A 24886-nucleotide genomic window follows, 5' to 3' on the forward strand; every position below is an offset into this window, starting at 1 on the left:
GGTGCCATGCGCCGAGGGCACATCTTGCCTCCGACGCATCGCCCATGCCAGACCCCGTTCGTATCGGCTTTGTGCACCTCAATGCACTGTGCTGGACGTATTTTCACTACCACCTCCAGATCAGCGCCAAGGCGCAGGGCGTAGAGGTGTTGAACCGGCCCGTACGTTCGCTGCCGGGCCAGATCGCGGAAATCCGTGCGCTGCTGCACCAGGGCATCCAGGTGCTGGTCGTGCGCCCCGTTGCCACCGAACAGGCAGAACTTGTTGCCGCCCTGCACGAAGCGCGCGAGCAGGGCGTGCAGGTGATTGCCGTGGACGGCTCCCCGGGCGGGGACGACCACTTTCTCACCATCAGCGCAGACAACTTCGGCGGCCAGTACGCCATGGCCGACCATGTTTTTGCGCAACTGGGAGGGCGCGGCAAGGTGGCCTATCTGCAAGGCGACCAGCGCATGGAGGCCGGACGCCTGCGCACCCGGGGCTTCCAGCAGGCGCTGACGCAGCACCCCGACATCAGACTCGTGTTCGATGGCGCCCTGGACTGGAGTTCTGCCACCGATCTGCGCACCCAAGCCCTGGCCCTCACGCGCGCAGCCCTGGCCGACCACCCGGACATCACGGCCATCATCAGCACCAGTGACGAGGCCTCGCTGGGCGTGCACGACGTGCTTGTTGAAGCGGGGCGGGCCGGACACGTGCTGGTCACCGGCTTTGACGCCATGCCCGAAGGTCTGGTGGCCATGGCCCAGGGCCAGATGCACGCCTCGGTCTACCAGCCGCTGGAGCGTATGGCCGATGCCACCGTCGCGGCAGCACTGCAGCTGCTGCGCGGCGAGACTCCACCGAGCCAGCAGCTGGTGCTGGAAACCGACATCATCACCCCGCGCAACCTGGGCGAAGCGGCCCTGCGCGCCCTGTGCATCTTCCCCAACATCACCCAAGATCTGGTCACAAGCAATCTGGAACAGAAACAGAGCAACGCATTTCTGGAAACCCTGCTCGACAACATCCCCACCATGCTTTACGTCAAGGAGGCCAAGGAGTTTCGCTACATCCGCGTGAACAAGGCGCGCGAAGCCTGGCTGGGCGTGGCGCGCGACCAGCACCTGGGGAAGACGGTGTTTGACCTGTTCCGGCCGGAAGACGCCCAGCGCTACTGGGACGAGGACCGCTCGGTCATGGAGAGCGGTGTAGCGCTGGAATTAGCGGCCGAACGTACCGAGATACCGGGCTTCGGCCTGCGCTTTGTGCACACACGCAAGATCCCCATCTACGACGAGAAGGGTGACCCGGCTTACCTGCTGTGCATGGCCGACGACATCACCGAGCGCAGCCGTGCCAAGGCCTTGCTGGAGCAGCATGCCACCGAGTTGGAGCGTGCCAACGTGGCCCTGCGGGAAAACCAGCGCATGTTGGTGAACTCGGAAAAAATGGCGGCGCTGGGCGCCCTGGTCGCCGGTGTGGCGCATGAACTCAACACCCCGATTGGCAACGCCATGCTGGCCGCCACCACACTGCGCGACCAATGCAAGTCCTTTGCAGCGCAGCTCCAACACGGCATCAAGCGCTCGGATCTGCAACGCTTCATGGACGCCATGGCCGGTGGCTCGGATCTGGTGGAGCGCAATCTGGAGCGCACCACCCATCTCATCTCCAGCTTCAAGCAGGTCGCCATCGACCAGTCGAGCTCGCGGCCGCGCACCTTCGCGCTGGCCGCCCTGGTCGAAGAGACCTTGCTGATCCTGTCGCCCACGCTGAAGAAGACCGATGTGGCGCTGGAGCCCGATATCCCTGCAGGCATTGACATGCACAGCCACCCCGGCGCCCTTGAACAAGTGCTGATGAATCTCATCAACAACGCCGTCCTCCACGGACTGGAAGGCCGCATCGAGGGTCGCATCGGCATCCGGGCCGCGCTGCAGACCGACGGCTGGGTGCGGCTGGTGGTAGAGGACAACGGCGTGGGGATTGCACCCGAACACCTGCAGCGCATCTTCGATCCGTTTTTCTCCACCCGCTTTGGCCGCGGTGGCTCGGGCCTGGGCCTGAGCATCACGCACAGCCTGGTGGAACACACCTTGGGCGGCAAGATCGCCGTGCGCAGCGAGCCCGGCCGGGGCACGCATTTCGAGATCACGCTGCCGCTGCACGCGCCGGCACTCCAGACCGGCTAATCCCCTGGCCGGGAACTTTCTTTCTGCTCCACAATCCAGACACCATGCGCCGACTTCTGGTTCTGCTTGTCCTGATCACCCTGCTGCCCCTGCGCAGTTGGGCGGGCGATGCCATGGCCATCCAAATGGCGGCGCAAGGGCACGGCAGCCGCGTGGCCGCAATGGCCAGCCCCCCGGCCGAACATGCCAACTGCCACGAAATGCAGGCCGAAGCCCCGCAGGCTGCGCCGGACAGCCCGACGCAAGGCGACTGCGCCACCTGCATCTTCTGCCAGGCCTGCTTCACCGTTGCGATCGCCCTGCCGGTCCGGATGGGAGGCACGCAGACCCTGCCCCATGGCCTGCCCCAGACCAGCAGCGCGCATTTCACCAGCGCCACCCTCGCGCTGAGCCACAAACCCCCCATTTCCTGACCCTCGGGCCCGAAGTCCGTCTGTACTTCAGGCCGGCATCGTGGTGCCTGTAGCAGCCCGCGCGCTGCCGCAGGCCTCGTCCACCCTTGTTGTCAGGAAATTCCATGTCTTCATTCTTGTGGTGCGCCCGCGTGCGGGCGTACCGAACCCTCGCCATTCCACTTCTCTCTGGGATCAGCGCCCTGGCGGCCCACGCCCAGGCGCCAGGCAGCCTGCGCTTGGACCCTGGCCCCACCCTGCAGGCCAGCCAGGCCAGCAGCCCGGTACCCGCCGCCCTGCACCGCTCGGTCTTTGCCGATCTGCCCCAGGGCGTGGAAGACACCGTGCGGGACTGGAAGGCGGCCAACGCGGTCGTGGGCCAGTTCAAGCGCGGCCACGCCGACCTGCTGAAGTGGGAGCAAGAGCAAGCCCGCAAGGCCGCGCCACCCGCTAACCGGAGGACCCAGCCATGAAGGGCACCCTGCGAACCCAACTGGGCGCCGTGGTGCTGCTGGCCTGCGGCGGCCTGGCCCGGGCCGCGCCACCCGATGGCGGCCTCACCCTGTTGCAGGCCCGCATGGCCGGCAAAACTCCGGGCACCGAAGGCAGCACCGTACTGCTGCCCCAGCCGGCGGCGGACCACCGATCCACCCTCACGCAGCTGCTGGCCGCGCCCCTGAGCGTCGACGCGGCGGTGCGCATCGCCCTGCTCAACAACCCCGCGCTGCAGGCCACGCTGGGCGGCGAAGGGCTGACCATTACCGACGCCATGGGCGCCGACACCCCGGCCAAGTTGCGCGCGCAGCAGGCCATCACCGTGCTGTCCGCTCAGACCTACCAGGCCTGGGTGAACGCCGTGGCGGCCACCCGCAGTGCCCAGCTGCTGCGCGATGCCAAGGCCACCGCCGAAGCCAGTGGTGAGTTGATGCGGCGCATGGTGCAGGCCGGCAATGTGAGCAAGCTGGCTCAGGCGCAAAGCCAGGCCGCCCTGTCCGACGCCGCGCTGGCATTGGCGCGCGCCGAGCAGCAGGCCTTCACCGCGCGGGAGGCGCTGACGGTCCAGCTCGGGCTGTGGGGCGCCGAGGCCGCGCAATACACCCTGCCCGCCGCCTTGCCGGCCCTGCCCGCGCAGGCCCTGGACGTGCCCGATGTGGAAGCCCGCGCGCTGGCGGCGCGCAGTGACCTACGGCTGGCCACCGAGGCCTGGTACCGCAAGCAGCAAGCCAGCGTGCCCGACAGCGCCGACGCCCTGTGGGATGCCCTGGGCGACGCCGCCCGCGTGCGCGCCCAGGCCGTGCAGCTGCGCAGCCAGGCGCGTCTGGCCTACCACCGCTACCGCAGCGGCTGGGACATCGCCCACCATCTGGAAAGTGCCGTGCTGCCGCTGCGCCAGTTCATCCATGACGAGCAGGTGCTGCGCTACAACGGCATGCTGACCAGCGTGTTCGATGTCCTGGCCGATAGCCAGACCCGCACGCTGGCGGCAAACGCCAGCGTACAGGCCCAACGCGACTTCTGGCTCGCCCATGCCCGGCTGCAGGCCCTGCTGGCGGGCGCTCCGCTGGACGCCCTGGGCGGCGATGCCAGCGACAGCACCGGCGAAGCCCGCACCGCCACACCAACAGGAGGCCACTGAATGCGCCCACCACAAGGACACCCCATGAACCGACGCAACTTCTTCAACGGCGCTGCCGCCACCGCCGTGGGGGCGGTTGCCGCCGCCTCCGTCAGCCGCGTGGCCCTGGCCGCACTGCCCGAGCCGGTACTGCAGGCCTCCCCCGGCACGCAACCGCCCCTGGTGCCGCCCAATGGCCAGCCCTACAACCCGGTGGTCACGCTCAACGGCTGGACCTTGCCCTGGCGCATGAACAACGGCGTGAAAGAATTCCACCTGGTTGCCGAGCCGGTGGTGCGCGAGATGGCGCCCGGCTTCAAGGCCCATATGTGGGGCTACAACGGCCAGAGCCCCGGCCCCACCATCGAGGTGGTGGAAGGCGACCGCGTGCGCGTGTTCGTGACCAACCGACTGCCAGAACACACCAGCGTGCACTGGCACGGCCAGCGCCTGCCCAATGGCATGGATGGCGTGAGCGGTCTGACGCAACGTTCTATCCAGCCCGGCAAGACCTTTGTCTACGAGTTCGTGGCGCGCCGCCCCGGCACCTTCATGTACCACCCGCATGCGGACGAGATGACGCAGATGGCCATGGGCATGATGGGCTTCTGGGTCACGCACCCGAAGACCAAGAACCCGCTCATCAGCGCAGTCGACCGGGATTTCTGCTTTCTGCTCAATGCCTATGACATCGACCCCGGCAGCATGACACCCAAGACCATGACCATGCTGGACTTCAACCTCTGGAGCTGGAACAGCCGCGTCTTCCCCGGCATTGACACGCTCAATGTGCGCCAAGGCGACCGGGTGCGCATCCGTGTGGGAAACCTGACCATGACCAACCACCCCATCCACCTGCATGGCCACGAATTCATGGTGACCGGCAGCGACGGCGGGCCCTGGCCCCTGGCCGCACGCGTGCCCGAGGTGACCACGGACATCGGCGTGGGCCAGATGCGGCAGCTGGAGTTTCTTGCGGACGAGGAGGGCGACTGGGCCTTCCACTGCCACAAGAGCCACCACACCATGAACGCCATGGGCCACAACGTGCCCACCATGATCGGTGTGGACCACCGCGGCCTGGTAGGCAAGCTGCAAAGGGCCGTGCCCGACTACATGGTGATGGGCGAACGCGGCATGGCGGACATGGGCGAGATGGAAATGCCCATCCCCGACAACACCGCGCCCATGATGACCGGCACCGGTCCGTATGGCGGCGTGGAGATGGGCGGCATGTTCAGCATCCTCAAGGTGCGCAAGGACCAAAAGCCCGGCGATTACAAGGACCCGGGCTGGTACCGGCAACCCGCCGGCACCCAGGCCTTTGAATGGACAGGGCCCCTGCCCGACCCGGCCCGCTTCCAGGCCGAGCGCCCCACCCCGGCCGTGCCGCCCGCCACCGAAGTGCAGGTGCGCAAGCCCGCCACCCACCAACACCACTGAATCACCAAAGGAACACCATGAAAAACACTATCAAATTTGTAGCTGCTTGCGCACTATTGACGGGGGCTTCAAGCCTCTTTGCCTCTGGAAACCACGCAGGCGGCCATGGCACCGACGCCATCGGCAAGCCCGGCGTGTCCAGCCAGGTGACGCGCACCATCGCCATCGACATGCAGGACACCATGCGCTTCACCCCTAGCAGCGTGAAAGTGCGCCGCGGCGAAACCATCCGCTTTGTCGTCACCAACTCCGGGCAGCTCAAGCATGAGTTCAACCTGGGCACTGAGGCCGACCTGAAAGCGCACTACGCGCAGATGTTGAAGTTCCCCGAGATGGAACACGACGAGCCCAACCTGGTGAGCCTGGCGCCCGGCAAGACCGGCGAGGTGATCTGGCAATTCACCCAGGCGGGAACCGTGCAGTTTGCCTGCCTGCATCCGGGCCACTATGAAGCCGGCATGAAGGGCCGTGTGACCGTGGGTACCAAGCCATGAGCGCGCTCACGCCGCAGTATGCTGGCAGCAGGTCTGGCCACCTTGGGGGTGCCTGCGTGGGCCGCCACGGGGCCAGCCTCCATCCAGGTCTGGAAAGACCCGAGCTGCGGCTGCTGCAAGGACTGGGTGGCCCACCTGCAGCGTGCCGGCTTTCAGGTGACGGTGCAGGAGACTGGCAATGCGGGCGCGCGCAAGCGCCTGGGCATGCCGGAAACATTGGGCTCCTGCCACACGGCCGAGGTAGCCGGCTATGCCATCGAAGGGCACGTGCCCGCCAAGGACATCCAGCGCCTCTTGCGGGAGAAGCCCAAAGCCCTGGGCCTGTCCGTACCGGGCATGCCGGTAGGGTCTCCGGGCATGGATGGCGCTATTTACCAGGGCCGTAAAGACCCGTATGACGTGCTGCTGGTCGCCAAAGGCGGGGCCACGTCGATCTTCCACAGTTACCGATAAGGACAGCCCATGACACTCTTGCACACCACCCACAAGCTGCTGGCTACCTCGCTTCTGGCCACCTTGGCAGCCTCCGGTGCCTGGGCCCAGGCTACCGAGTTCAGCAGCGGCGAAGTCCGCAAGGTCGACAAGGCCGCCAGCAAGATCACCCTCAAGCACGGCGAGATCAAAAACCTGGAGATGCCGCCCATGACCATGGTCTTCCAGGTGCGCGACCCTGCCCTGCTGGACAAGGCCAAGGTCGGCGACAAGGTGCGCTTTGCCGCCGAGCAGAAGGACGGCGCGCTGGTGGTGACGGCCCTCGAAGCCGCACCCTGAGCGCGCAGGCCGCCCGCGCGGCCTCAGGCCGCGTGGGCGTGCAGGTGACGCGAAGACGTGCGCCGTTCGGTCGCCAGCACGCGCTGGGCGTTGAGGCTGGCGATGGGGATGCTCGCGTCTTGCGGAATGCCCCCGCTAAGTTGCAACGCCATGTAACGACCGCAGCAAACCCGCAAAAATGAGGCGAAATTGTCCACCTCGCCGCGTTCTTCAACCAGCTCGTCGTGCAGCTTGGTGCACAACTGCGGCACACTCATGCCGTCGCGCGTGGCAATTTCGTCCAGCACCTGCCAGAACAGGTTTTCCAGCTTGATGCTGGTCGCCACGCCATGCAGCCGCACCGAGCGGGCGCGGCTCTCGTACAACGTGGGGTCGGCGCTGATGAACACTTGGCACATGGCGGTCTCCTGCAGTGGGCTGCCCCGCATGGTGCGGGCCAGCCCCCGGGGGCGTCAATGGGAGATACGTGTACCCAGCAGCGTCAGGAACTGCGCGATCCAGGCCGGGTGCGCGGGCCAGGCAGGGGCGCTGACCAGGTTGCCGTCGGTGTACGCCGCGTCGATGGCAATGTCGGCGTAGGTGCCGCCGGCGCGTTCCACCTCCACCCGGCAGGCCGGGTAGGCCGAGCAGGTGCGGCCGCGCAGCACATCAGCGCCGGCTAGCAGTTGGGCGCCGTGGCAGATGGCGGCCACCGGCTTTTTCTCCGCAAAGAAGTGGCGTACAGCGGCTACCACGGCGGGGTAGGTGCGCAGGTACTCGGGGCCGCGGCCGCCGGGAATCAAGAGCGCGTCGTAGGCCTCGGCCTTCACCTCCGCGAAGGTGGCGTTCAGGGTGAAGTTGTGGCCGGGCTTCTCGCTGTAGGTCTGCGCGCCCTCGAAGTCGTGGATGGCAGTCTTGATGCTGTCGCCCGCCTTCTTCTCGGGGCACACCGCATGCACCGTGTGGCCCACGGCCAGCAGGGCCTGGAAGGGCACCATGGTTTCGTAGTCTTCGCAGTAATCACCGCAGATCATCAGGATCTTTTTGCCTGCCATGTCAGTCTCCTCGTTTTGGATGGGAGACCGATTGTTGGGCGCCACGCGCGGTACGTGGTGGTACTGGGTTGTTACACCCGGCAGTGCGCAAACGCTATTAAAACAATAGCTGCCTGCGCAATATCGACGCGGGTTAAAACCTAAAAACCCTTTGAATCAGGCCGTTAAACGCGTCAGAGCTTCCTGATACTTGGCGGCGGTCTTCTCGATCACCTCACGCGGCACGCGCGGTGCGGGCGGGGTCTTGTCCCAAGGTTTGCCGTCTACCAAGGCGGCTTCCAGCCAGTCACGCACAAATTGTTTGTCGTAGCTGGGCGGATTGGTGCCGACCTGGTAGCTTTCCTGGGGCCAGTAGCGGCTGGAGTCAGGGGTCAGCACCTCATCCATCAGCACCAGGGTGCCGTCCTTGTCCAGGCCGAATTCGAACTTGGTGTCGGCAATGATGATGCCCTTGGTGAGGGCAAACGCGGCAGCGGTCTTGTAGATCTGGATGCTGATGTCGCGGATGCGGGTAGCCAAGTCCAGACCGATCATCTCGACTGTTTTCTCAAACGAGATGTTCTCGTCGTGGTCGCCCACCGCGGCCTTGGCGGCAGGCGTGTAGATGGGCTCTGGAAGCTTGCTGGCGTTTTGCAAACCAGCAGGCAGCTTCACGCCGCAGACCGCACCGTTCTCCTGGTATTCCTTCCAGCCGCTGCCTGCCAGGTAACCACGCACCACCGCCTCGACCGGAATCGGCTTGAGGCGCTTGACCAGCATGGAGCGTCCGGTGATTTGGGCCACTTCGGACGGAAGGACCACGCTTTCGGGTGCTTCTCCGGTCAGGTGGTTGGGGCAAATATTGGCGCCGTTCTTGCCCAGCTTCTCGAACCAGAACAAGGCCATCTGCGTGAGCAGCGCGCCCTTGCCGGGGATGGGCTCGCCCATGATCACGTCAAACGCGGACAGGCGGTCGCTGGCGACCATGAGGATGCGATCCTCACCTACCGCGTAGTTGTCGCGCACCTTGCCGCGGGCAAGCAGGGGAAGGGACAGGGCGGAGGTGTGCAAGGCAGAAGTCATGGCATCCAGCAAATTAAAAAGGCCTCGCCCCCGGAATGGAAGGCGAAGCCTTGGATTATCGCAAGTTCGGGCCGGCGTGCGGCCCCGCGTTTTTCAGGCGACAGCCAGATCCTGCACCACCTGGGCCAGTTCGCCACGGGCGTACTGGCCTGCCACCACCTGCAGGCTGTGGCCCTTGATGCCGGCAGCCTGGCCTTCGCAGCCAAACTCGATGTAGCGTTGCTTGCAGAGCTGCTTGGCGGCCTCACGCGCAGGCTTGAGCCATTCGCGGGCGTCAAACTTGTCGGGGTTCTCGAACAGGAACTTGCGCACTGCGGCAGTCATGGCCATGCGGATGTCGGTGTCGATGTTGACCTTGCGTACGCCGAAGGGAATGGCGCGCTGCACTTCTTCCACCGGCACGCCCCAGGTCTGGGCCATCTGGCCGCCGTACTGATTGATGGCGGACAGCAGCTCTTGCGGCACCGCACTGGAGCCGTGCATCACCAGGTGGGTGTTGGGGATGCGGGCGTGGATTTCCTTGATGCGCTCAATGGCGAGGATGTCGCCTGTGGGCTTGCGTGTGAACTTGTAGGCACCGTGGCTGGTGCCGATGGCAATCGCCAGAGCATCCACCTGCGTGCGTCGCACAAAGTCGGCGGCTTCTTCGGGGTCGGTCAGCAGCTGTTCGCGCGTCATGGTGGCGTCGGTGCCATGGCCGTCTTCCTTGTCGCCTTTCATGGTTTCCAAAGAACCCAGGCAGCCCAGCTCGCCTTCTACCGACACGCCCAGCTTGTGGGCCATGTCCACGACCTTGCGGGTGACGTCCACGTTGTAGTCGTAGCTGGCGATGGTCTTGCCATCGGTTTCCAGCGAGCCATCCATCATCACGGAGCTGAAGCCCAGGTCAATCGCGCCTTGGCACACGGCGGGGCTGGAGCCATGGTCTTGGTGCATGACCACGGGAATGCTCGGGTAGCTGTCGACCGCGGCCTGGATCAGGTGCTTGAGGAAGTATTCACCCGCGTATTTGCGGGCCCCGGCGCTGGCCTGCATGATCACGGGGGCGCCAGTTTCCTTGGCGGCCTCCATGATGGCCTGGACCTGCTCCAAGTTGTTGACGTTGAACGCCGGGATGGCGTAGTTGTGCGTTGCCGCGTGGTCGAGAAGCTCACGCATCGAGACGAGTGCCATGGATAGTCCCCAGGAAGTTAAAAACCCGTAGCAGCGATTTTGGTAACCGCTTGGTAACTTGTACCGTTGGCCGGATTCTACCCGCCCGGGTTAACCCGCGGTATCCGCCAAAAGGAAAGGGCCCCGCAGGACCCTCTTTCCGGCAGCAGCGCGGGACTCAGCCCACTGCGCAGATCTTGAGCATATTGGTGCCGCCGGGTGCGCCCATGGGCTCGCCGCAGGTGATGGCATAAACATCGCCCTTTTGCACGATGCTGCGGCTCTTGAGGTGGCGCTCGGCGTCCAGCAGCGCGGTGTCGCGGTCGGCGCTGGTGCCCATGAGCAGGGGGCGCACATTTCGGTACAGCGTCATCTTGCGCTGGGTGGAGACCTTGGGGGTCAGCGCGTAGATGGGCACATGTATCAGGTGGCGGCTCATCCACAGGGCGGTGCTGCCGCTATCAGTCATGGCCACGATGGCCTTGGCTCCCAGGTGGTGGGCGGTGAACAGCGCGCCCATGGCGATGGACTGGTCGATGCGGGTGAAGGTCTTGCCGGTGAAGTCGGAGTCCAGCTTGACGTGTTCGCTGCCTTCAGCGGCGACACAGATCTTGGCCATTTCGACCACGGTTTCCAGCGGATACTTGCCGGCAGCGGTTTCCGCAGACAGCATCACGGCATCGGTGCCGTCGAGCACGGCGTTGGCCACGTCGCTAACCTCGGCGCGCGTGGGCACGGGGTTGGTGATCATGGATTCCATCATCTGCGTGGCGGTGATGACGACCTTGTCGTGCTCGCGGGCCAGCTTGATCATGTGCTTCTGAAGAGCCGGCACGGCGGCGTTGCCCACTTCCACGGCCAGGTCACCGCGGGCGACCATGATGCCGTCGGAGGCCCGCAGGATTTCTTCCAGCTTGGGAATGGCTTCGGCACGCTCGATCTTGGCGATCAGGCCGGGTTTGTGGTTGTATTCCGCAGCAGCAACATTACACAGCTGGCGCGCCATTTCCATGTCGGTGGCGTTCTTGGGAAAGCTGACCGCCACGTAATCGGCCTGGAAACTCATCGCGGTGCGGATGTCTTCCATGTCTTTGCCCGTCAGCGCGGGGGCGGTCAGGCCGCCGCCCTGCTTGTTGATGCCCTTGTTGTTGGACAGCTCGCCACCCAGCTTGACGGTGGTGTGCACTTGCTCGCCCTTCACGGCGTCCACGGTGATCACAATCAGGCCATCGTTGAGCAGCAGCACGTCGCCGGCCTTAACTTCGTTGGGCAGGGACTTGTAATCCAGGCCCACGGCATTGATGTCGCCCAGTTCCACGCGGGCCGCATCCAGAATGAATTTCTGGCCGGGTTCGAGGAAGACCTTGCCCTCGGCAAACTTGCCCACGCGGATCTTGGGGCCCTGCAGGTCGGCCATGATGGCCACTTCGCGGCCGGCGCGCTGGGCAGCTTCGCGCACCAGGCGGGCACGGTCGATATGGTCCTGCGCCTTGCCGTGGCTGAAATTCAGCCGAACTACGTTGACACCGGCCCGGATCATTTGCTCCAGCAGTGCGGGATCACTGGACGCGGGGCCAAGGGTGGCAACGATTTTGGTGGCGCGGCGGGGCATGGAACTGTCTCCTAGAGTGGTTAACCTATTCTCACACGTAAGGTCCTGTAAGAGTTACAGCGCAGGCACAAGAAACACAAAGAACAAAGGCACTTCCAGCCTTGCAGCCAAAAGTGCCTTCAGCCCGCACAGAATGTGCGCGAGCAGCTATCAGAAATGGAGCAATCAGCCGGCGGCGCGCTTGCTCAGGATCTCGAACGCGGGCAGGGTCTTGCCTTCCAGCACTTCCAGGAAGGCGCCACCGCCGGTGCTGATGTAACCGACTTGTTTCTCGATGCCGTACTTGGCAATCGCGGCCAGCGTGTCGCCGCCACCGGCGATGGAGAAGGCGCTGGACTCGGCGATCGCCTGGGCGATCACCTTGGTGCCGTTCTCAAACGCGGCGAACTCGAACACGCCCACGGGGCCGTTCCAGACGATGGTGCCGGCCTGCTTGAGCTGGGCGGCGAGCTTGGCCGCAGTTTCGGGACCAATGTCCAGAATCAGGTCATCGTCCGCCACCTCGGTTGCCTTCTTCACGGTGGCCGGCGCGTCCGCGGCAAAGGCTTTGGCAGTCACCACATCGGTGGGGATCGGCACCTCGGCGCCGCGCGCCTTCATGGCTTCAATCACCGCTGTGGCTTCGGCCAGCAGGTCGGGCTCGGCCAGGCTCTTGCCGATCTTCAGGCCGGCAGCCAGCATGAAGGTGTTGGCAATGCCGCCGCCCACGATGAGCTGGTCCACATTGGCAGCCAGGCTCTTGAGGATGGTCAGCTTGGTGGACACCTTGGAGCCGGCCACGATGGCGGCCAGGGGACGCTTGGGGTTGGCCAGCGCCTTGGTGATGGCATCGATCTCGGCAGCCAGCAAGGGGCCGGCGCAGGCGATGGGCGCGTACTGGGCAATGCCGTAGGTGGTGCCCTCGGCGCGGTGGGCGGTGCCAAAGGCATCGTGCACAAAGATGTCGCACAGGGCGGCCAACTTGCGGGCCAGCTCTTCGCTGTTCTTCTTCTCACCCTTGTTGACGCGGCAGTTTTCCAGCATCACGAGCTGGCCGGGCTTCACATCCACGCCATCGGTCCAGTTGGCCAGCACGGGAATCTCGCGGCCCATGAGTTCCCCCATGCGCTTGGCCACGGGGGCCAGCGAGTCTTCGGGCTTGAACTCGCCTTCGGTGGGGCGGCCCAGGTGGCTGGTCACCATGACAGCAGCGCCGGCCTTGAGGGCCAGCTCGATGGCGGGCACCGAGGCACGGATGCGGGTGTCTTCGGTGATGTTGCCGGCGTCGTCCTGCGGCACATTCAGGTCGGCACGGATGAAGACGCGCTTGCCGGCGACTTGGCCTTGGGCCACCAGATCGGAAAAACGGATCACTTGCATGGGGAAACCTCAGGTTCGGGAAGTTGAAGGGCGCGCACGGGGCGGCAACTGCCGGCATTGTAGAAGTCAGCACCCCGGCGCTAGCGCGCCAGCTGCTTGTTCATGCAACGTAACTACCAGCCAAGACCGATATGCAGGGGAAGATAGACAGCCATGCCGGACGCAATCGTGCCCAGCACCGCCTGCCCCGCGCCCCGGCGCCAGACAAAGAAGGCCAGCCCCGCCGCCACGGCATAGAGGCGCGCGTCCTTGAGCGTGTGGATGATCTGGCCCTGGGACATAACGATCTCGGGCACGATCACGGCCGACAGAGCCGCAATCGGCGCGTACTGCAGGCCGCGCTGGGCCCAGGCGGGCAGCGACCAGTCCTTGTCGGTGATGAAGAAGAAAGACCGCGCGATCACCGTGACGCAGGCCAGTCCGATGGTGGTCAGCAGGGTCCAGCCATCGGTGGTGCCCACAAAGAAACTGTCCAGGCTCATGCGGGGTCCTTGGGTGCGGAGTGGGGCGGGTGCGAGGTGTCGGGCCGCTTGTCCAGCAACAGGCACACGGTCACCGCCACTGCAATCGCCACCAGGATATTGAGCTTGAGCGGCAGCGCAAAGGCTGCGACACCCGCGGCCCCAGCCACACCGGCCGACACCCAACGCAGGCGGCTGGTCGCCAGCGAGGCCATCATGCCGACTAGCGCCAGAATGCCTGCAAAGCCCAGGCCCCAGGAGGTGGGCACGAAGTTGGCCAGCACCACGCCCAACACACTGCAGCTGGTCCAGCTGAACCAGTTGATGCCGCCATTGCCCGCCAGGTAGGCCATCTGCTCTGCGCGCTCTTCCTGGGTCCGACCGGGATGGGCAAACTGCTTGACGAACAGCACGTAAGTCAAATCGGCCGAGAGATAGCCCGTGATGAGGCGCTGCCAGCGCGGCAGGTGCATGAGGTAGGGTCGCATGTGCGCGCTGAACACCACAAAGCGCAAGTTCACGCAAAAGCCGGTCACCAGAATGATCCATGCCGGCGCCCCAGCCATCAGCAGGGGAATGGCAGCCAGCTGCGAGCTGCCGGCAAACACGGTCAGCGCCATGAGCAAGGCCTCCACCGTGCTCATGCCGGACTTGACCATGGCCACGCCCGTCATCAGCCCCCAGGCGGCAATGCCGGGCGCCACACCCAGCATATCCTCAAAGCCGCGGCGGAAGGCGGGGTGGGTGTAGTTGCTGCGCAGAAAAAACATCAGGCAGCCACGGGCGCCGGGGGCAGTTCAAAGCGCTGGCCGACTTGCAGCGGGCAGCCGCGCAGGAACTCGGCAGCAGGCAGGCGTTTGCCGCCGGGACGCTGCAGCTCCGTCAAAACCGCTACGGAATTCATAGCTGCTACCGCAATACCTTCGGGGGCTAGTGCCACTATTTCTCCAAAACCTGCGGCTGGGGTGCCTTCACCCACATGCGCGCTCCAGACCTTGATGACCTCGCCATTCAGCACCGTACTGGCACCGGGAAACGGATTGAAGGCACGCACGCGGCGAGCAATGGCGGCCGCATCCAGCCGCCAGTCGATGGGGGCCTCGTGCTTCTCGATCTTGTGGGCGTAAGTCACTCCGGCTTCGGGCTGCTTCACTGGCTGCAGCGCGGCCTGGGCAGCCAGGTCCAGCGCCTGCACGACCATGGCGGCGCCCAAATCGGCCACCTTGTCGTGCAGCGTGGCGGTGGTGTCGGTGTCCAGAATTGGCAGGCTTTGCTTGAGCAGCATGTCACCCGTATCCAGCCCCACATCCATCTGCATGATGGTGACGCCGGTCTCCGCATCGCCGACTTCAATGGCGCGGTGGATGGGCGCCGCGCCGCGCCAGCGGGGCAGTAGGGAGCCGTGAATGTTGAGACAGCCGAATTTGCCGCCGGCCGCCATGTCGTCGAGCACCCATTGCGGCAGAATCAGGCCATAGGCCGCCACCACCATCACATCGGCCCGGGCGTCGGCAATGGCCTGGCGCGCGGCGGCGGCATCTTCGGGGTACTTGCCATCCAGACGCAGGCTGCGCGGCTGGGCTACGGGAATCGCATGCCCCACGGCGAATTGCTTGACGGCCGATGCCTGCAACTTCATGCCGCGCCCGGCCGGGCGGTCCGGCTGGCTCAATACCAGGGCGATGGTGTGGCCCGCAGCATGCAGGCGCTCCAGCGCAACCCGGGCGAACTCGGGCGTGCCGGCAAAAATGACTCTCAACGCTTGGCCTCGCGCTGGGCCTTGGCCATCTTGGTCTTGATGCGGTTGCGCTTGAGGGGGGAGAGGTATTCCACAAACACCTTGCCCATCAGGTGGTCCATCTCGTGCTGGATGCAGACGGCCAGCAGACCATCGGCCTCGATCTCGCGGCTTTGCCCCTTTTCGTCCAGTGCCTTGACGCGCACGGCGTCAAAACGGGTCACACCGTCGTAGATGCCGGGCACCGAGAGGCAGCCTTCTTCATTGAGGTGGGTTGCTTCGCTGGTCCAGACCAGCTCGGGGTTGATCAGCACCATGGCCTGGTCGCGCTCTTCGGACACGTCAATGACGATCACACGCTCGTGCACATCAATCTGCGTGGCCGCCAGGCCGATGCCCTTGGCGTCGTACATGGTCTCCAGCATGTCGGCGGCGAGTTGCTGGATGCGGGCGTCCACCACGGCCACGGGCTTGGCCACGGTATGGAGTTTGGGATCAGGGAAACAAAGAATCGGGAGTAAAGCCATGGGAACTTCTTCAAAGATGTGGCTATTTTCGCCACTTTTACGATTGCTTGCACCGTCACCAGACCAAAAACGTTGCCGAATCAAGGGCTTGAGCGCAAAATCGCGCGTAAATTATCAAGTTCCTTCACTGATTCGCACCCTATGACGACACACCTGATGGCGAAATCCCGCGTGGCGCTTGCCGCTGTAGCCGTACTGGCTGGCACCTTGGCAACCCCCGGCGCCTGGGCCCAGAACTTCCCGATCTCTGCCGCCCAGAAGCAAACCGCCAACGATGTCGCCCAGAAAGGCGTGCCCCTCAGTGAGCTGGCCCCCAATGCCCCGGACCGCTACACCATCAAGAGCGGCGACACCCTGTGGGATATCTCCAAGCTGTTCCTCAAGAGCCCCTGGCGCTGGCCCGAACTCTGGGGCATGAACCTCAACGACATCAAGAACCCCCACCGCATCTACCCCGGCCAGGTGCTGATTCTGGAGCGCGTGGGCGACAAGGCTTCCCTACGTGTGGCGGGCGCCACGGGCGACAGCCCCGTACCCGACACCGTGCGCGTGACCCCGCGCACCCGCTATGAGACGTTGGCCGATCTGGCCCTGCCAGCCCTGAAGACACGCGTGATCGAGGCCTTCCTGGCCGAGCCCATGATTGTGGATGCCACCACCCTGCAGGCCGCGCCCCGGATTGTCTCCACCCCTGAAAACCGTGTGCTCGTGACCACCGGCGACCGCGCCTATGCGCGCGCATCCAATGGCAGTCCCCTGCTGGATGACCAGGCCAAACAGCAGCAGTTCCGGATGTTCCGCGATGCGACGCCGCTCAAGGACCCCGTGACCGCCGAGATCCTGGGCTACGAAGCCCACTACATCGGCAAGGCCGTGCTGGTTCGTGGCGAAAGCACGACCGAAGTTGAAGGAGAAAAGGGCAAGTTGAGCAGTGCAGTCGTTCCGGCCACGATCGACATCACGGCCGCCAAGAGCGAAATCCGCGTGGGTGACCGCATGCTGCCCGAACCCGCCCGCGAGATCAACAGCTACACCCCCCACGCGCCCGCGGTGCCCGTGACTGCGCGCATTGTCTCGGTCTACGGCGATGCCGTGGTGAACGCCGGCCAGAACCAGGTCGTTGCGATTAACCATGGCGCGCAGGACGGCATGGAGCCGGGTCTGGTGCTGGCCATTCTTAAGGACGGGGCACGCATCGTTGACAAGTCCGACCCCAACAAGGCGCTCATGAAGCTGCCTGATGAGCGCAACGGCCTGCTCATGGTGTTCCGCACCTTTGACCGCGTCTCCTACGCGCTGATTCTGGAAATCACCGACAGCGTGCGTGTGGGCGACCGTCTGGTCAACCCGCGCTAAGCCCTCTTCCAGACAGCAGCGCACGTGGAGCGCGACGAACTCTCTGCCTGGCTGCGCCTGCAGCTCACGCCCGGCGTGGGCAGCGCGGGGGCTCGCAAGCTGCTGAGCCACTTCGGACTGCCCGTGCAGATCTTTTCGCAGACAGTTGCCACGCTGGCCGAGTGCGTCAGTTCCAAGCAGGCGCAAGCCTTGCTGGAAATGCCCGCGGAACTGGAAGACCTGCTGCAGAGCACCATGGACTGGCAGGCACAGAACCCGAACCAGCGCCACGTGCTGCCACTGGGCGATCCCCGCTACCCCGCAGCCCTGCTCGACATTGAAGATCCGCCGCTGTTGCTGTATGCGCTGGGCAACGCCCATCATTTGCAGCAAGGCTGGCTACCCAGCGCCAACACGCGTATCGCTGTGGTGGGCAGCCGCAACCCTACCGCGCAAGGCGTCACCAACGCCCGCCAGTTTTCGCAAACCCTGGCCCAGGCCGGGCTGACCGTGGTCTCCGGCCTGGCGCTTGGCATCGACGGCGCTGCCCACGAAGGCGCGCTGGACGGTGCGGCTCCAGACCAATTGGCCACCATCGCCGTCGTGGGCACCGGGCTGGACCGGGTGTATCCCAAGGCGCACTTCCAGCTGGCCCATCGCATCGCCCAACAAGGCCTGCTGATCAGCGAGTACCCGCTGGGCACGCCCCCGCTCTCGGCCAATTTCCCGCGGCGCAACCGCATCATTTCGGGGCTGTCGCAAGCCACGCTGGTGGTCGAAGCTGCCCTGGCATCAGGCTCGCTCATCACGGCCCGCCTCGCCGTGGAGCAGGGCAAAGACGTGTTTGCCATCCCCGGCTCCATCCATGCCACCCAGGCACGCGGCTGCCACGCACTCATCAAGCAGGGCGCCAAGCTGGTGGAAAGCGCACAAGACATTCTGGAGGAGTTTGCGCTGCCTCCGATGGGCCAAATTGCTACGAATTCAGGAGCCGCTCACGCAGCAACAACGCCGGAAAACTCACTCTCCGATGCTGAAAATGCCCTGCTGGAAGCCCTGGCCTTCGAGCCGACCAGCCTGGACGCATTGCAAGCCCGTACCGGCCTGGACACCGCCAACCTGCAAGCACTGCTGATGGGATTGGAGCTGCAGGGACAGGTCGCCCGGCTGCCCGGCAGCCGCTTCCAGCGGCAAGCCCAAGCCTAAACGCCGGAAAAGCGGGGAAGTTCGCACCACGGCGGGGCGGCCGTTTTTTCTGCGCTATATTGCCCTTCATGTTTGAAGTGCTCGCTTTCGTTTACGAAAACTACTACGCGGACGAGGATTGCCCCGAACCCGCCCACCTGCAGCGCAAACTCAGCGCCGTGGGCTTCGAGTCTGACGAAATCAATGAGGCCATCACCTGGCTGGAAGGCCTGCAGACAGCAGCCCACCAAGCACGTCGCAAATCTGTACCCGAAGCCAGCCCTGCGAGCATAGGTCCCATGCCGGAACCCTGGTTGCGCCAGCCCCTGGCCACCAGCGTGCGGATTTACCCCCAATACGAGCAAAACCATCTGGGCGCCCAGTGTCTGGGCTTTATCCGCTTTCTGGAGTCGGCGGGAGTGTTGCCGGCCCATCTGCGCGAACTCGTGATGGACCGCGCCATGGCGGCCCCCGGTGGCCCGGTCGCCTTGGATGACCTCAAGGTCATCATCCTCATGGTGTTCTGGAGCTTCGGCCTGGAGCCCGATGCACTGGTGCTCGACGAGCTCTGCGACAACGACGCCGCTCGCGTCGCCCATTAGGTGGGGATGGCTGCCCCTCCTGATTCACTGGAGGGGGATTTCCTGAAAAATCTCAGGCGAGCAGGCGTTCCGGGTTGGCTTCGAGCTTGGCCAACGCGTCGCGCGTCGCGCGCACGGTGAGCGCCTCTTCTTCCTGCGGCAGCAGCAAGCCCGCCTGCAGGTAAGCGGCAAGACGACCACCCTGAATCAGGAAGCTCTTGCCTGCGGTCGACGCAAACAGGTTGAGGTGCTTGCGGTCGCTGCGCCAGGCGAACTGCACCTGGGTGATCTGGCTGTTGTGGTCCAGCGTGAACCAGGAGCCGAGCTGCAGCTCCTGCGCCCAGGCCATCATGGCCGCCGTGGGCTTGGAGCCGCCGTTGGCCACCACCTCGATGGCCGAAGCGTCAATGCCCAGCATCATTTCAATGCTTTCCGCATCCAACGGCAGGTCACCCATGCCGTCTTCGCTCACAAAGTCTTCCAGATTGCCCAAGCGCTGCGCCATCGCATCAATCTGCGCCTGCGGGATCGCCTGCGTCTTGGACATGAATGCATCGGCTAGCGTGTCGCTGATGCGTTTGACGTTGGCTTCCTGCTCACTGGGCGCCATGGCCAGCAAGGTCATTCCGGAACGCAGGCGCAGCAGAAGATTGGGCAGGTCCTGGATGACGCGCGCGCGGTCCGCGCGATTGGGCTTGGCACTGGCCGCCCAGATCAGGTCGGTGGCCGACTTCTTGAGCACCAGCGTGTCCGCGTGCTGCGGCCCCTTGCGCACGGCCGCAACAGCCAGAACCTCGGCCCAAACCTTGAACAGGAAGTCTCGAATCTCGTCGCGCACCGGCATGTCTTTCAACATATTGCGCATTTCGATGGTGTACTGGATCGCCAGCGTCTCTTTCTGCTCCACCTGCTGGGCCACGCTCACCACCTTCTGGGCCGGGCCCTTCTCGGTGAGGAATTTGGCGAGGAATTTCTGGAATTCCTCGAACACGATCTGGTAGACCTTCTTGCCGGTCTCAGGATACTGCTCGATGACCTGCACGATGCGCTTGATCTCGGCCTCCATGGCGCTGCCATGCACGCCTGCCGCATCAAAGCCCATCACCACGGAGCCCATGCGGTCAATCAGCTGCCGCGCAGGGTGGTCCGCCGTCCCGAAGAAGTCAGGGTCCTCCAGCGCCACACGCAAGACCGGCATTTGCAGACGCGCGAACCAGACCCGGATGCCCGGGGGAATGCGCTCTTCCGCCAGGATGGCCTGAAACATCAGTGCCACGATTTCGATGGTGGCTTTCTCACCCTTGGTCTCGGCTTTTTTCTTGAGCTCTGCAGTCTTCTCGCGCAGATCACCCGCCACTCGGGCAACACCGGCGGGGCTGTAGTCCTCGTACAGCGTACCGCCTGCGGCATACATCATGTTGGCGGCACCCGGAGCCATCGCTGCGGCCAGCGCAGGTGACGGCGCATGGTGCGCGGTCCCAACATAGTCGCCACCACCATGGCTCACAAACAGGCGCCGGATCTGTCCCAGAACACCCTGGGCGCGGCTACGCGCACGTGCAATGGGCGTCGTGGCCGTGAGCATGCGGGTTTCCTCGCTCGCTCCATAGGCCTGACCCGGCATGCTGTGCGAACCCGAGGACTGGCGCCAGAATGGTGTGGGGGAAGACGACGACACGGCCTGAGGGCCAGAGCCGCCGGCACCATTGCCCGCAGGTGCTTGTGCGGGCGCGGCACTGCCGCCACCCCAGCCCAAACGCCCGCCAAAGAAGCCTCCTCCGCCAGAGCGCGCGGGCGCAGCCTCGCCGCCAGCCCCTGGTTGAGGAGCTCCGACGGGGCCTTGACCGCCGCCGCCATCCATGCCACCACCCGGGTGGCCGCCATAGCCTTGCGGCGCCTGCTGGCCCAGACCGGCATGCCCGGTGGGTGCATAGGCTTGCGGATAACTGCCCGCACCACCACCGTACCCCACATCGCCATAACCACTGGGCGTGTTTTCCGGTGGCACTGGCATGCCCGGGGCGGCCGGGGGACGGGGCCGTTGCGGCGCGCGGACCGGTGCCTTCACACGGTCCTTCAACTCAATGGTGGGCATCACGCCCTTGCTGATCAACAGCTCATTGGCGTTCTTGTAGGCCACCACCAAGCGTTCGATCAGCAGACGCTGAACCACCTCGTTGACCATGGGCCAGGATTCGCCCGGCATGCCGGAGTGCGCCCACTGCTCCACCATGAGCAAGACCAGCACTTCAGGGCGCAGGAGGTCGTTGCCCTCCATCTCTTCCCGGTTTTCCAGGAAGCGGATGCGAACGCGCAGGTCGTCCAGTTGCGGAAGCACTTTTTCGTTCACCGCCAGTACCAGGCGGGACGCCAGAATCTTGTTTTCCACCACCTCGGTGCCTACCAGCTCCAGCCCGGCCGACTCCAGGGAGCTTTCCTTTTTCTGCTTGGGCGGATCCAGGCACTCGCGCCAAGCCTTCATGGTGCCGTCCAGCCAAAGCGGCCGGTTGTTCTTGTAGGCCATCCAGATGTCGCGGCGCAGCTGCGACTCGCGCGCATTGGCCAACTCATCCATGAGCGCGGTCAGACGCTCCTGCACTGCCCCGCTGATCTCCAAGGCCGCCTTGCCGGCTTCGGCCAGAAAGCGCTCACGCAGCGCACGCGCAAGCTGCAGGCGGGGAGACAGTGCGGGAGACGTGGCCATGGTGGAGTCTGAATCTTAGACTGTTGCGCCCGCGTTCGGGTCGTTCGGGTCCACGTCTTTCTTGGCTGTGTTGCCCTTGACTAGGTCTTCGCGCTGGATGCCCAGCCACATGGCGATGGCGGCCGCCACAAAGACGGAAGAGTAAATGCCAAACAGAATACCGATGGTCAGTGCCAAGGCAAAGTAGTGCAGCGTGGCGCCACCGAACAGCAGCATGGACAGCACCATGAGTTGGGTGGACCCGTGGGTAATGATGGTGCGGCTGATGGTGGAGGTGATCGCGTTGTCGATGATTTCCACGGTGTTCATCTTGCGGTAGCGACGGAAGTTTTCACGGATCCGGTCGAAGATAACGACCGACTCGTTGACCGAGTAGCCCAGCACGGCCAGGATTGCGGCCAGCACTGGCAGCGAGAACTCCCACTGGAAAAACGCGAAAAAGCCCAGGATGATGACCACATCGTGCAGGTTGGCGATGATGGCCGCCACAGCGAACTTCCACTCGAAGCGAATGGCCAGATACAGCACGATGCCCACCACCACAAAGGCCAGTGCCTTCAGGCCGTCTACAGCCAGCTCATCACCCACCTGGGGGCCGACAAACTCGGTACGCCGCAAGGTGGCCGACGCATCCGCCGCCTTTAGTGCGGTCAAAACGGTGTCACTCTGCTGGCTGGAGCTGCTGCCCTTCTGCACCGGCATACGGATCAGCACATCCTGCGCCGTGCCAAAGTTCTGCACCTGCACATCCTTGATGCCCAGCTTGTCGATGGTGGCGCGTACGGTGTTCAGATCGGCCGGCTGGGAATAGCTGACTTCCATCAGCGTGCCACCGGTGAATTCCACCGACAGATGCAGACCACGGGAAAAGAGAAAGAAAACGGCCGCCAGAAAGGTCACCAGCGACACCACATTGAACACCAGTGCATTCCGCATGAAGGGAATGTCACGGCGAATTTTGAAGAATTCCATGCCCTCTGTACCCTTTAGTTGGTCGTTACCTGACTGCCGGAATCAGGCCGCCACACGGTGCCAATGGACACCGATTTGAGCTTCTTTTGCCGACCGTACCACAAATTCACCACGCCCCGGGAGAAGAACACGCCCGAGAACATGCTGGTCAGAATGCCCAGGCAGTGCACCACGGCAAAGCCGCGGACCGGACCAGAACCGAAGGCCAGCAGCGCCAAACCGGCGATCAAGGTGGTGACGTTGGAGTCGATGATGGTGGCCCAGGCGCGGTCGTAGCCGGCATGGATGGCAGCCTGCGGGGATGCACCATTGCGCAGCTCCTCACGCACGCGCTCGTTGATCAGCACGTTGGCGTCAATCGCCATACCCAGCACCAAGGCCATGGCGGCCATGCCCGGCAGCGTCAGCGTGGCCTGCAGCATGGACAGCACGGCCACGAGCAACAGCAGGTTGAATGCCAGCGCGATACTGGAGATCACGCCAAACAGCATGTAGTAGATGCACATGAAGATGGCCACGGCCACAAAGCCCCAGGTCACGCTGTGGAAGCCCTTGGAGATGTTTTCGGCGCCCAGGCTGGGGCCAATGGTGCGTTCTTCGATGATTTCCATGGGCGCGGCCAGTGAGCCGGCGCGCAGCAGCAGCGCAGTGTCGGCCGCCTCTGTGGTCGTCATGCGGCCGGAAATCTGTACGCGGCCACCACCGATTTCGGAGCGGATCACTGGGGCCGTCACGACCTCGCCCTTGCCCTTTTCGAACAACAGGATGGCCATGCGCTTGTTGATGTTCTCGCGCGTCACATCACGGAAGATGCGGGCGCCCTTGGCGTCCAGCGACAGATTGACCGTGGGCTCCTGAGTCTGGCTGTCAAAGCCGGGCTGGGCATCGGTCAGGTTTTCGCCGGTCAGGATGACCTGCTTCTTCACCACCACACCCTGGCCACTGCGTTCCAGGTAGCGCTCCGAACCAAAAGGCACCACGCCAGCGCCGGACTCGGCACCACGCGCTTCGGAGCTTTCATCCACCATGCGGATTTCCAGCGTGGCCGTGCGGCCCAAGATGTCTTTGGCCTTGGCCGTGTCTTGCACGCCGGGCAGCTGCACCACGATGCGGTCCAGACCCTGCTGCTGGATCACGGGTTCGGCCACACCGAGTTCGTTGATCCGGTTGTGCAGGGTGGTGATGTTCTGCTTGAGCGCCTGCTCCTGCACGGTGCGGGCAGAGGTGGGCTTGATGGAGGCCACCATCTTGATGTCCGCACCGTCGGGGGTTTCCACCGTGGTCAGGTCCGCAAACTGGTCCTGGATGATGCGCTTGGCAGCCTCGGCCGTCGCAGCTTCACGGAAGCGGATTTCAATGGTCTGGCCATTGCGGGCAATGCCGCTGTGGCGCACATTCTTCTCACGCAGCACGCTGCGGATATCTCCCGACAGGGATTCGGCCTTCTTGGTCAGCGCGGCCTGCATGTCGACCTGCAACATGAAGTGCACACCACCACGCAAGTCCAGCCCCAGGTACATGGGCGAGGCGCGCAGCGCGGTCAACCATGCGGGGGAACGCGACAGCAGGTTCAGCGCCACCACATACGAGGGATCAGCCGCATCAGGGTTCAGCGCCTTCTGCAGGGCATCCTTAGCCTTGAGCTGGGTGTCGGTGTCGGCAAAACGGGCCTTGATGGAGCCGTTTTCCAGACTCAGGGTCTCGGGGCTCAGGCTGGCCGCCTTGAGCACCTCTTCCACCTTGGCCAGGGAGGCGGTGTCCAGCTTCAGGATCGCCTTGGCTGGCGACACCTGGACTGCAGGTGCTTCGCCAAACAGATTGGGCAGGGCGTACAGCCCAGCCACCACGAGCGCGATCAGGATGATCGCGTACTTCCATACCGGGTAACGGTTCATGATCGCGCGTCGCTTCGGGAAGAATTACTTGATGGAGCCCTTGGGCAGCACTTGCACCACGGCGCTGCGCTGAACCTGTACTTCAACGCCACTGGCGACTTCCAGGCCGACATAGCTGTCGCCCAGCTTGCTGATCTTGCCCAGCACGCCGCCGGCGGTCACCACTTCGTCGCCCTTGGCCAGCGCGTCGAGCATGGCGCGGTGTTCCTTCTGCTTCTTCATCTGGGGGCGGATCATCACGAAATACAGCACCACAAACATCAGCACCAGAGGCAGCATGCTCATCAGGCTGGAGGACATGTCACCACCAGAAGCAGCGGGGGCGGTTTGGGCAAAAGCAGAGGAAATAAACACAGGCAGACTCCACAACAAGGGACCGG

The 24886-nt window shown here is 64.3% G+C and carries 25 protein-coding genes; 11 read left to right on the plus strand and 14 right to left on the minus strand.

Annotation, left to right across the window (positions count from 1 at the left end; all coding sequences use genetic code 11):
- Positions 1–44 precede the first annotated feature (44 nt).
- The 8 genes from AC1RNN_RS09055 (at position 45) to AC1RNN_RS09090 (ending at position 6889) form a co-directional block, all read left to right on the plus strand.
- Positions 45–2174: a substrate-binding domain-containing protein gene (locus tag AC1RNN_RS09055; RefSeq protein ID WP_493088311.1), complete on the plus strand. Its 2130-nt coding sequence runs from the start codon at positions 45–47 to the stop codon at positions 2172–2174.
- Positions 2175–2218: 44 nt separating this feature from the next.
- The gene (locus AC1RNN_RS09060) at positions 2219–2587 is read left to right on the plus strand and encodes a hypothetical protein (protein WP_493088313.1); all 369 of its coding nucleotides are present in this window, start codon (positions 2219–2221) and stop codon (positions 2585–2587) included.
- A gap of 104 nt (positions 2588–2691) precedes the next feature.
- Positions 2692–3039 carry a hypothetical protein gene (locus tag AC1RNN_RS09065; RefSeq protein ID WP_493088316.1) on the plus strand — a complete coding sequence of 116 codons (348 nt, stop codon included), beginning with the start codon at positions 2692–2694 and terminating at the stop codon, positions 3037–3039.
- Positions 3036–4202 carry a TolC family protein gene (locus tag AC1RNN_RS09070; protein WP_493088318.1) on the plus strand — a complete coding sequence of 389 codons (1167 nt, stop codon included), beginning with the start codon at positions 3036–3038 and terminating at the stop codon, positions 4200–4202. The genes AC1RNN_RS09065 and AC1RNN_RS09070 overlap by 4 nt, the downstream gene beginning before the upstream one ends.
- 24 nt (positions 4203–4226) lie before the next feature.
- Entirely contained in the window at positions 4227–5624 is a 1398-nt protein-coding gene (locus AC1RNN_RS09075; RefSeq protein ID WP_493088320.1) for a multicopper oxidase family protein, read from the plus strand.
- A 17-nt stretch (positions 5625–5641) separates the two neighbouring features.
- A complete protein-coding gene (locus AC1RNN_RS09080) occupies positions 5642–6118 on the plus strand; it encodes a cupredoxin domain-containing protein (protein WP_493088322.1) in 477 nt (158 codons plus the stop codon).
- An 18-nt stretch (positions 6119–6136) separates the two neighbouring features.
- A complete protein-coding gene (locus tag AC1RNN_RS09085; RefSeq protein WP_493088324.1) occupies positions 6137–6571 on the plus strand; it encodes a DUF411 domain-containing protein in 435 nt (144 codons plus the stop codon).
- Between the two features lie 9 nt (positions 6572–6580).
- Positions 6581–6889: a copper-binding protein gene (locus AC1RNN_RS09090; RefSeq protein ID WP_493088326.1), complete on the plus strand. Its 309-nt coding sequence runs from the start codon at positions 6581–6583 to the stop codon at positions 6887–6889.
- A 23-nt stretch (positions 6890–6912) separates the two neighbouring features.
- Here AC1RNN_RS09090 and AC1RNN_RS09095 read toward each other — a convergent pair whose 3' ends face one another.
- From AC1RNN_RS09095 to def, 10 genes are all read right to left on the minus strand, one after another.
- Positions 6913–7287 (minus strand): ribbon-helix-helix domain-containing protein, encoded by a 375-nt coding sequence (locus tag AC1RNN_RS09095; protein ID WP_493088328.1) that lies wholly within the window; start codon positions 7285–7287, stop codon positions 6913–6915.
- A 54-nt stretch (positions 7288–7341) separates the two neighbouring features.
- On the minus strand, positions 7342–7923 hold the full coding sequence (locus AC1RNN_RS09100; RefSeq protein ID WP_493088330.1) for a DJ-1/PfpI family protein: 582 nt from the start codon (positions 7921–7923) through the stop codon (positions 7342–7344).
- A gap of 156 nt (positions 7924–8079) precedes the next feature.
- Complete coding sequence (locus AC1RNN_RS09105) at positions 8080–8985, minus strand: phosphoribosylaminoimidazolesuccinocarboxamide synthase (protein ID WP_493088332.1); 906 nt, start codon at positions 8983–8985, stop codon at positions 8080–8082.
- 93 nt (positions 8986–9078) lie between these two features.
- On the minus strand, positions 9079–10158 hold the full coding sequence (gene fba / locus AC1RNN_RS09110; protein ID WP_493088333.1) for a class II fructose-bisphosphate aldolase: 1080 nt from the start codon (positions 10156–10158) through the stop codon (positions 9079–9081).
- Positions 10159–10315: 157 nt separating this feature from the next.
- Positions 10316–11749, minus strand: coding sequence for a pyruvate kinase (gene pyk, locus AC1RNN_RS09115; RefSeq protein WP_493088335.1), 1434 nt, complete (start codon positions 11747–11749; stop codon positions 10316–10318).
- A 165-nt stretch (positions 11750–11914) separates the two neighbouring features.
- Positions 11915–13108: a phosphoglycerate kinase gene (locus AC1RNN_RS09120; protein ID WP_493088337.1), complete on the minus strand. Its 1194-nt coding sequence runs from the start codon at positions 13106–13108 to the stop codon at positions 11915–11917.
- A 113-nt stretch (positions 13109–13221) separates the two neighbouring features.
- A complete protein-coding gene (locus AC1RNN_RS09125) occupies positions 13222–13590 on the minus strand; it encodes an AzlD domain-containing protein (protein ID WP_493088339.1) in 369 nt (122 codons plus the stop codon).
- A complete protein-coding gene (locus tag AC1RNN_RS09130; RefSeq protein ID WP_493088341.1) occupies positions 13587–14339 on the minus strand; it encodes an AzlC family ABC transporter permease in 753 nt (250 codons plus the stop codon). Before AC1RNN_RS09130 ends, AC1RNN_RS09125 begins: the two co-directional genes overlap by 4 nt.
- Positions 14339–15328, minus strand: coding sequence for a methionyl-tRNA formyltransferase (gene fmt / locus AC1RNN_RS09135; protein ID WP_493088343.1), 990 nt, complete (start codon positions 15326–15328; stop codon positions 14339–14341). The genes AC1RNN_RS09130 and fmt overlap by 1 nt, the downstream gene beginning before the upstream one ends.
- On the minus strand, positions 15325–15834 hold the full coding sequence (gene def, locus AC1RNN_RS09140; RefSeq protein WP_493088345.1) for a peptide deformylase: 510 nt from the start codon (positions 15832–15834) through the stop codon (positions 15325–15327). Before def ends, fmt begins: the two co-directional genes overlap by 4 nt.
- Before the next feature lie 141 nt (positions 15835–15975).
- On the opposite strand from def, the gene AC1RNN_RS09145 reads away from it, so the two are divergent.
- The 3 genes from AC1RNN_RS09145 (at position 15976) to AC1RNN_RS09155 (ending at position 18956) form a co-directional block, all read left to right on the plus strand.
- Positions 15976–17190 (plus strand): LysM peptidoglycan-binding domain-containing protein, encoded by a 1215-nt coding sequence (locus AC1RNN_RS09145; RefSeq protein WP_493088347.1) that lies wholly within the window; start codon positions 15976–15978, stop codon positions 17188–17190.
- 24 nt (positions 17191–17214) lie between these two features.
- Positions 17215–18375 (plus strand): DNA-processing protein DprA, encoded by a 1161-nt coding sequence (gene dprA / locus AC1RNN_RS09150; RefSeq protein WP_493088349.1) that lies wholly within the window; start codon positions 17215–17217, stop codon positions 18373–18375.
- 68 nt (positions 18376–18443) lie between these two features.
- Positions 18444–18956 (plus strand): Smg family protein, encoded by a 513-nt coding sequence (locus tag AC1RNN_RS09155; protein WP_493088351.1) that lies wholly within the window; start codon positions 18444–18446, stop codon positions 18954–18956.
- A 52-nt stretch (positions 18957–19008) separates the two neighbouring features.
- Here AC1RNN_RS09155 and AC1RNN_RS09160 read toward each other — a convergent pair whose 3' ends face one another.
- From AC1RNN_RS09160 to yajC, 4 genes are read right to left on the minus strand one after another with little or no spacing between them, the layout of a single operon-like run.
- Positions 19009–21639 carry a DUF1631 family protein gene (locus AC1RNN_RS09160; RefSeq protein ID WP_493088353.1) on the minus strand — a complete coding sequence of 877 codons (2631 nt, stop codon included), beginning with the start codon at positions 21637–21639 and terminating at the stop codon, positions 19009–19011.
- Between the two features lie 15 nt (positions 21640–21654).
- A complete protein-coding gene (secF, locus tag AC1RNN_RS09165) occupies positions 21655–22611 on the minus strand; it encodes a protein translocase subunit SecF (protein ID WP_493088356.1) in 957 nt (318 codons plus the stop codon).
- Positions 22612–22625: 14 nt separating this feature from the next.
- A complete protein-coding gene (secD, locus tag AC1RNN_RS09170) occupies positions 22626–24506 on the minus strand; it encodes a protein translocase subunit SecD (protein ID WP_493088358.1) in 1881 nt (626 codons plus the stop codon).
- Between the two features lie 24 nt (positions 24507–24530).
- Positions 24531–24860: a preprotein translocase subunit YajC gene (gene yajC, locus AC1RNN_RS09175; protein ID WP_493088360.1), complete on the minus strand. Its 330-nt coding sequence runs from the start codon at positions 24858–24860 to the stop codon at positions 24531–24533.
- Between the last annotated feature and the right edge of the window lie 26 nt (positions 24861–24886).

The sequence above is a fragment of the Rhodoferax sp. GW822-FHT02D07 genome (assembly GCF_058802405.1).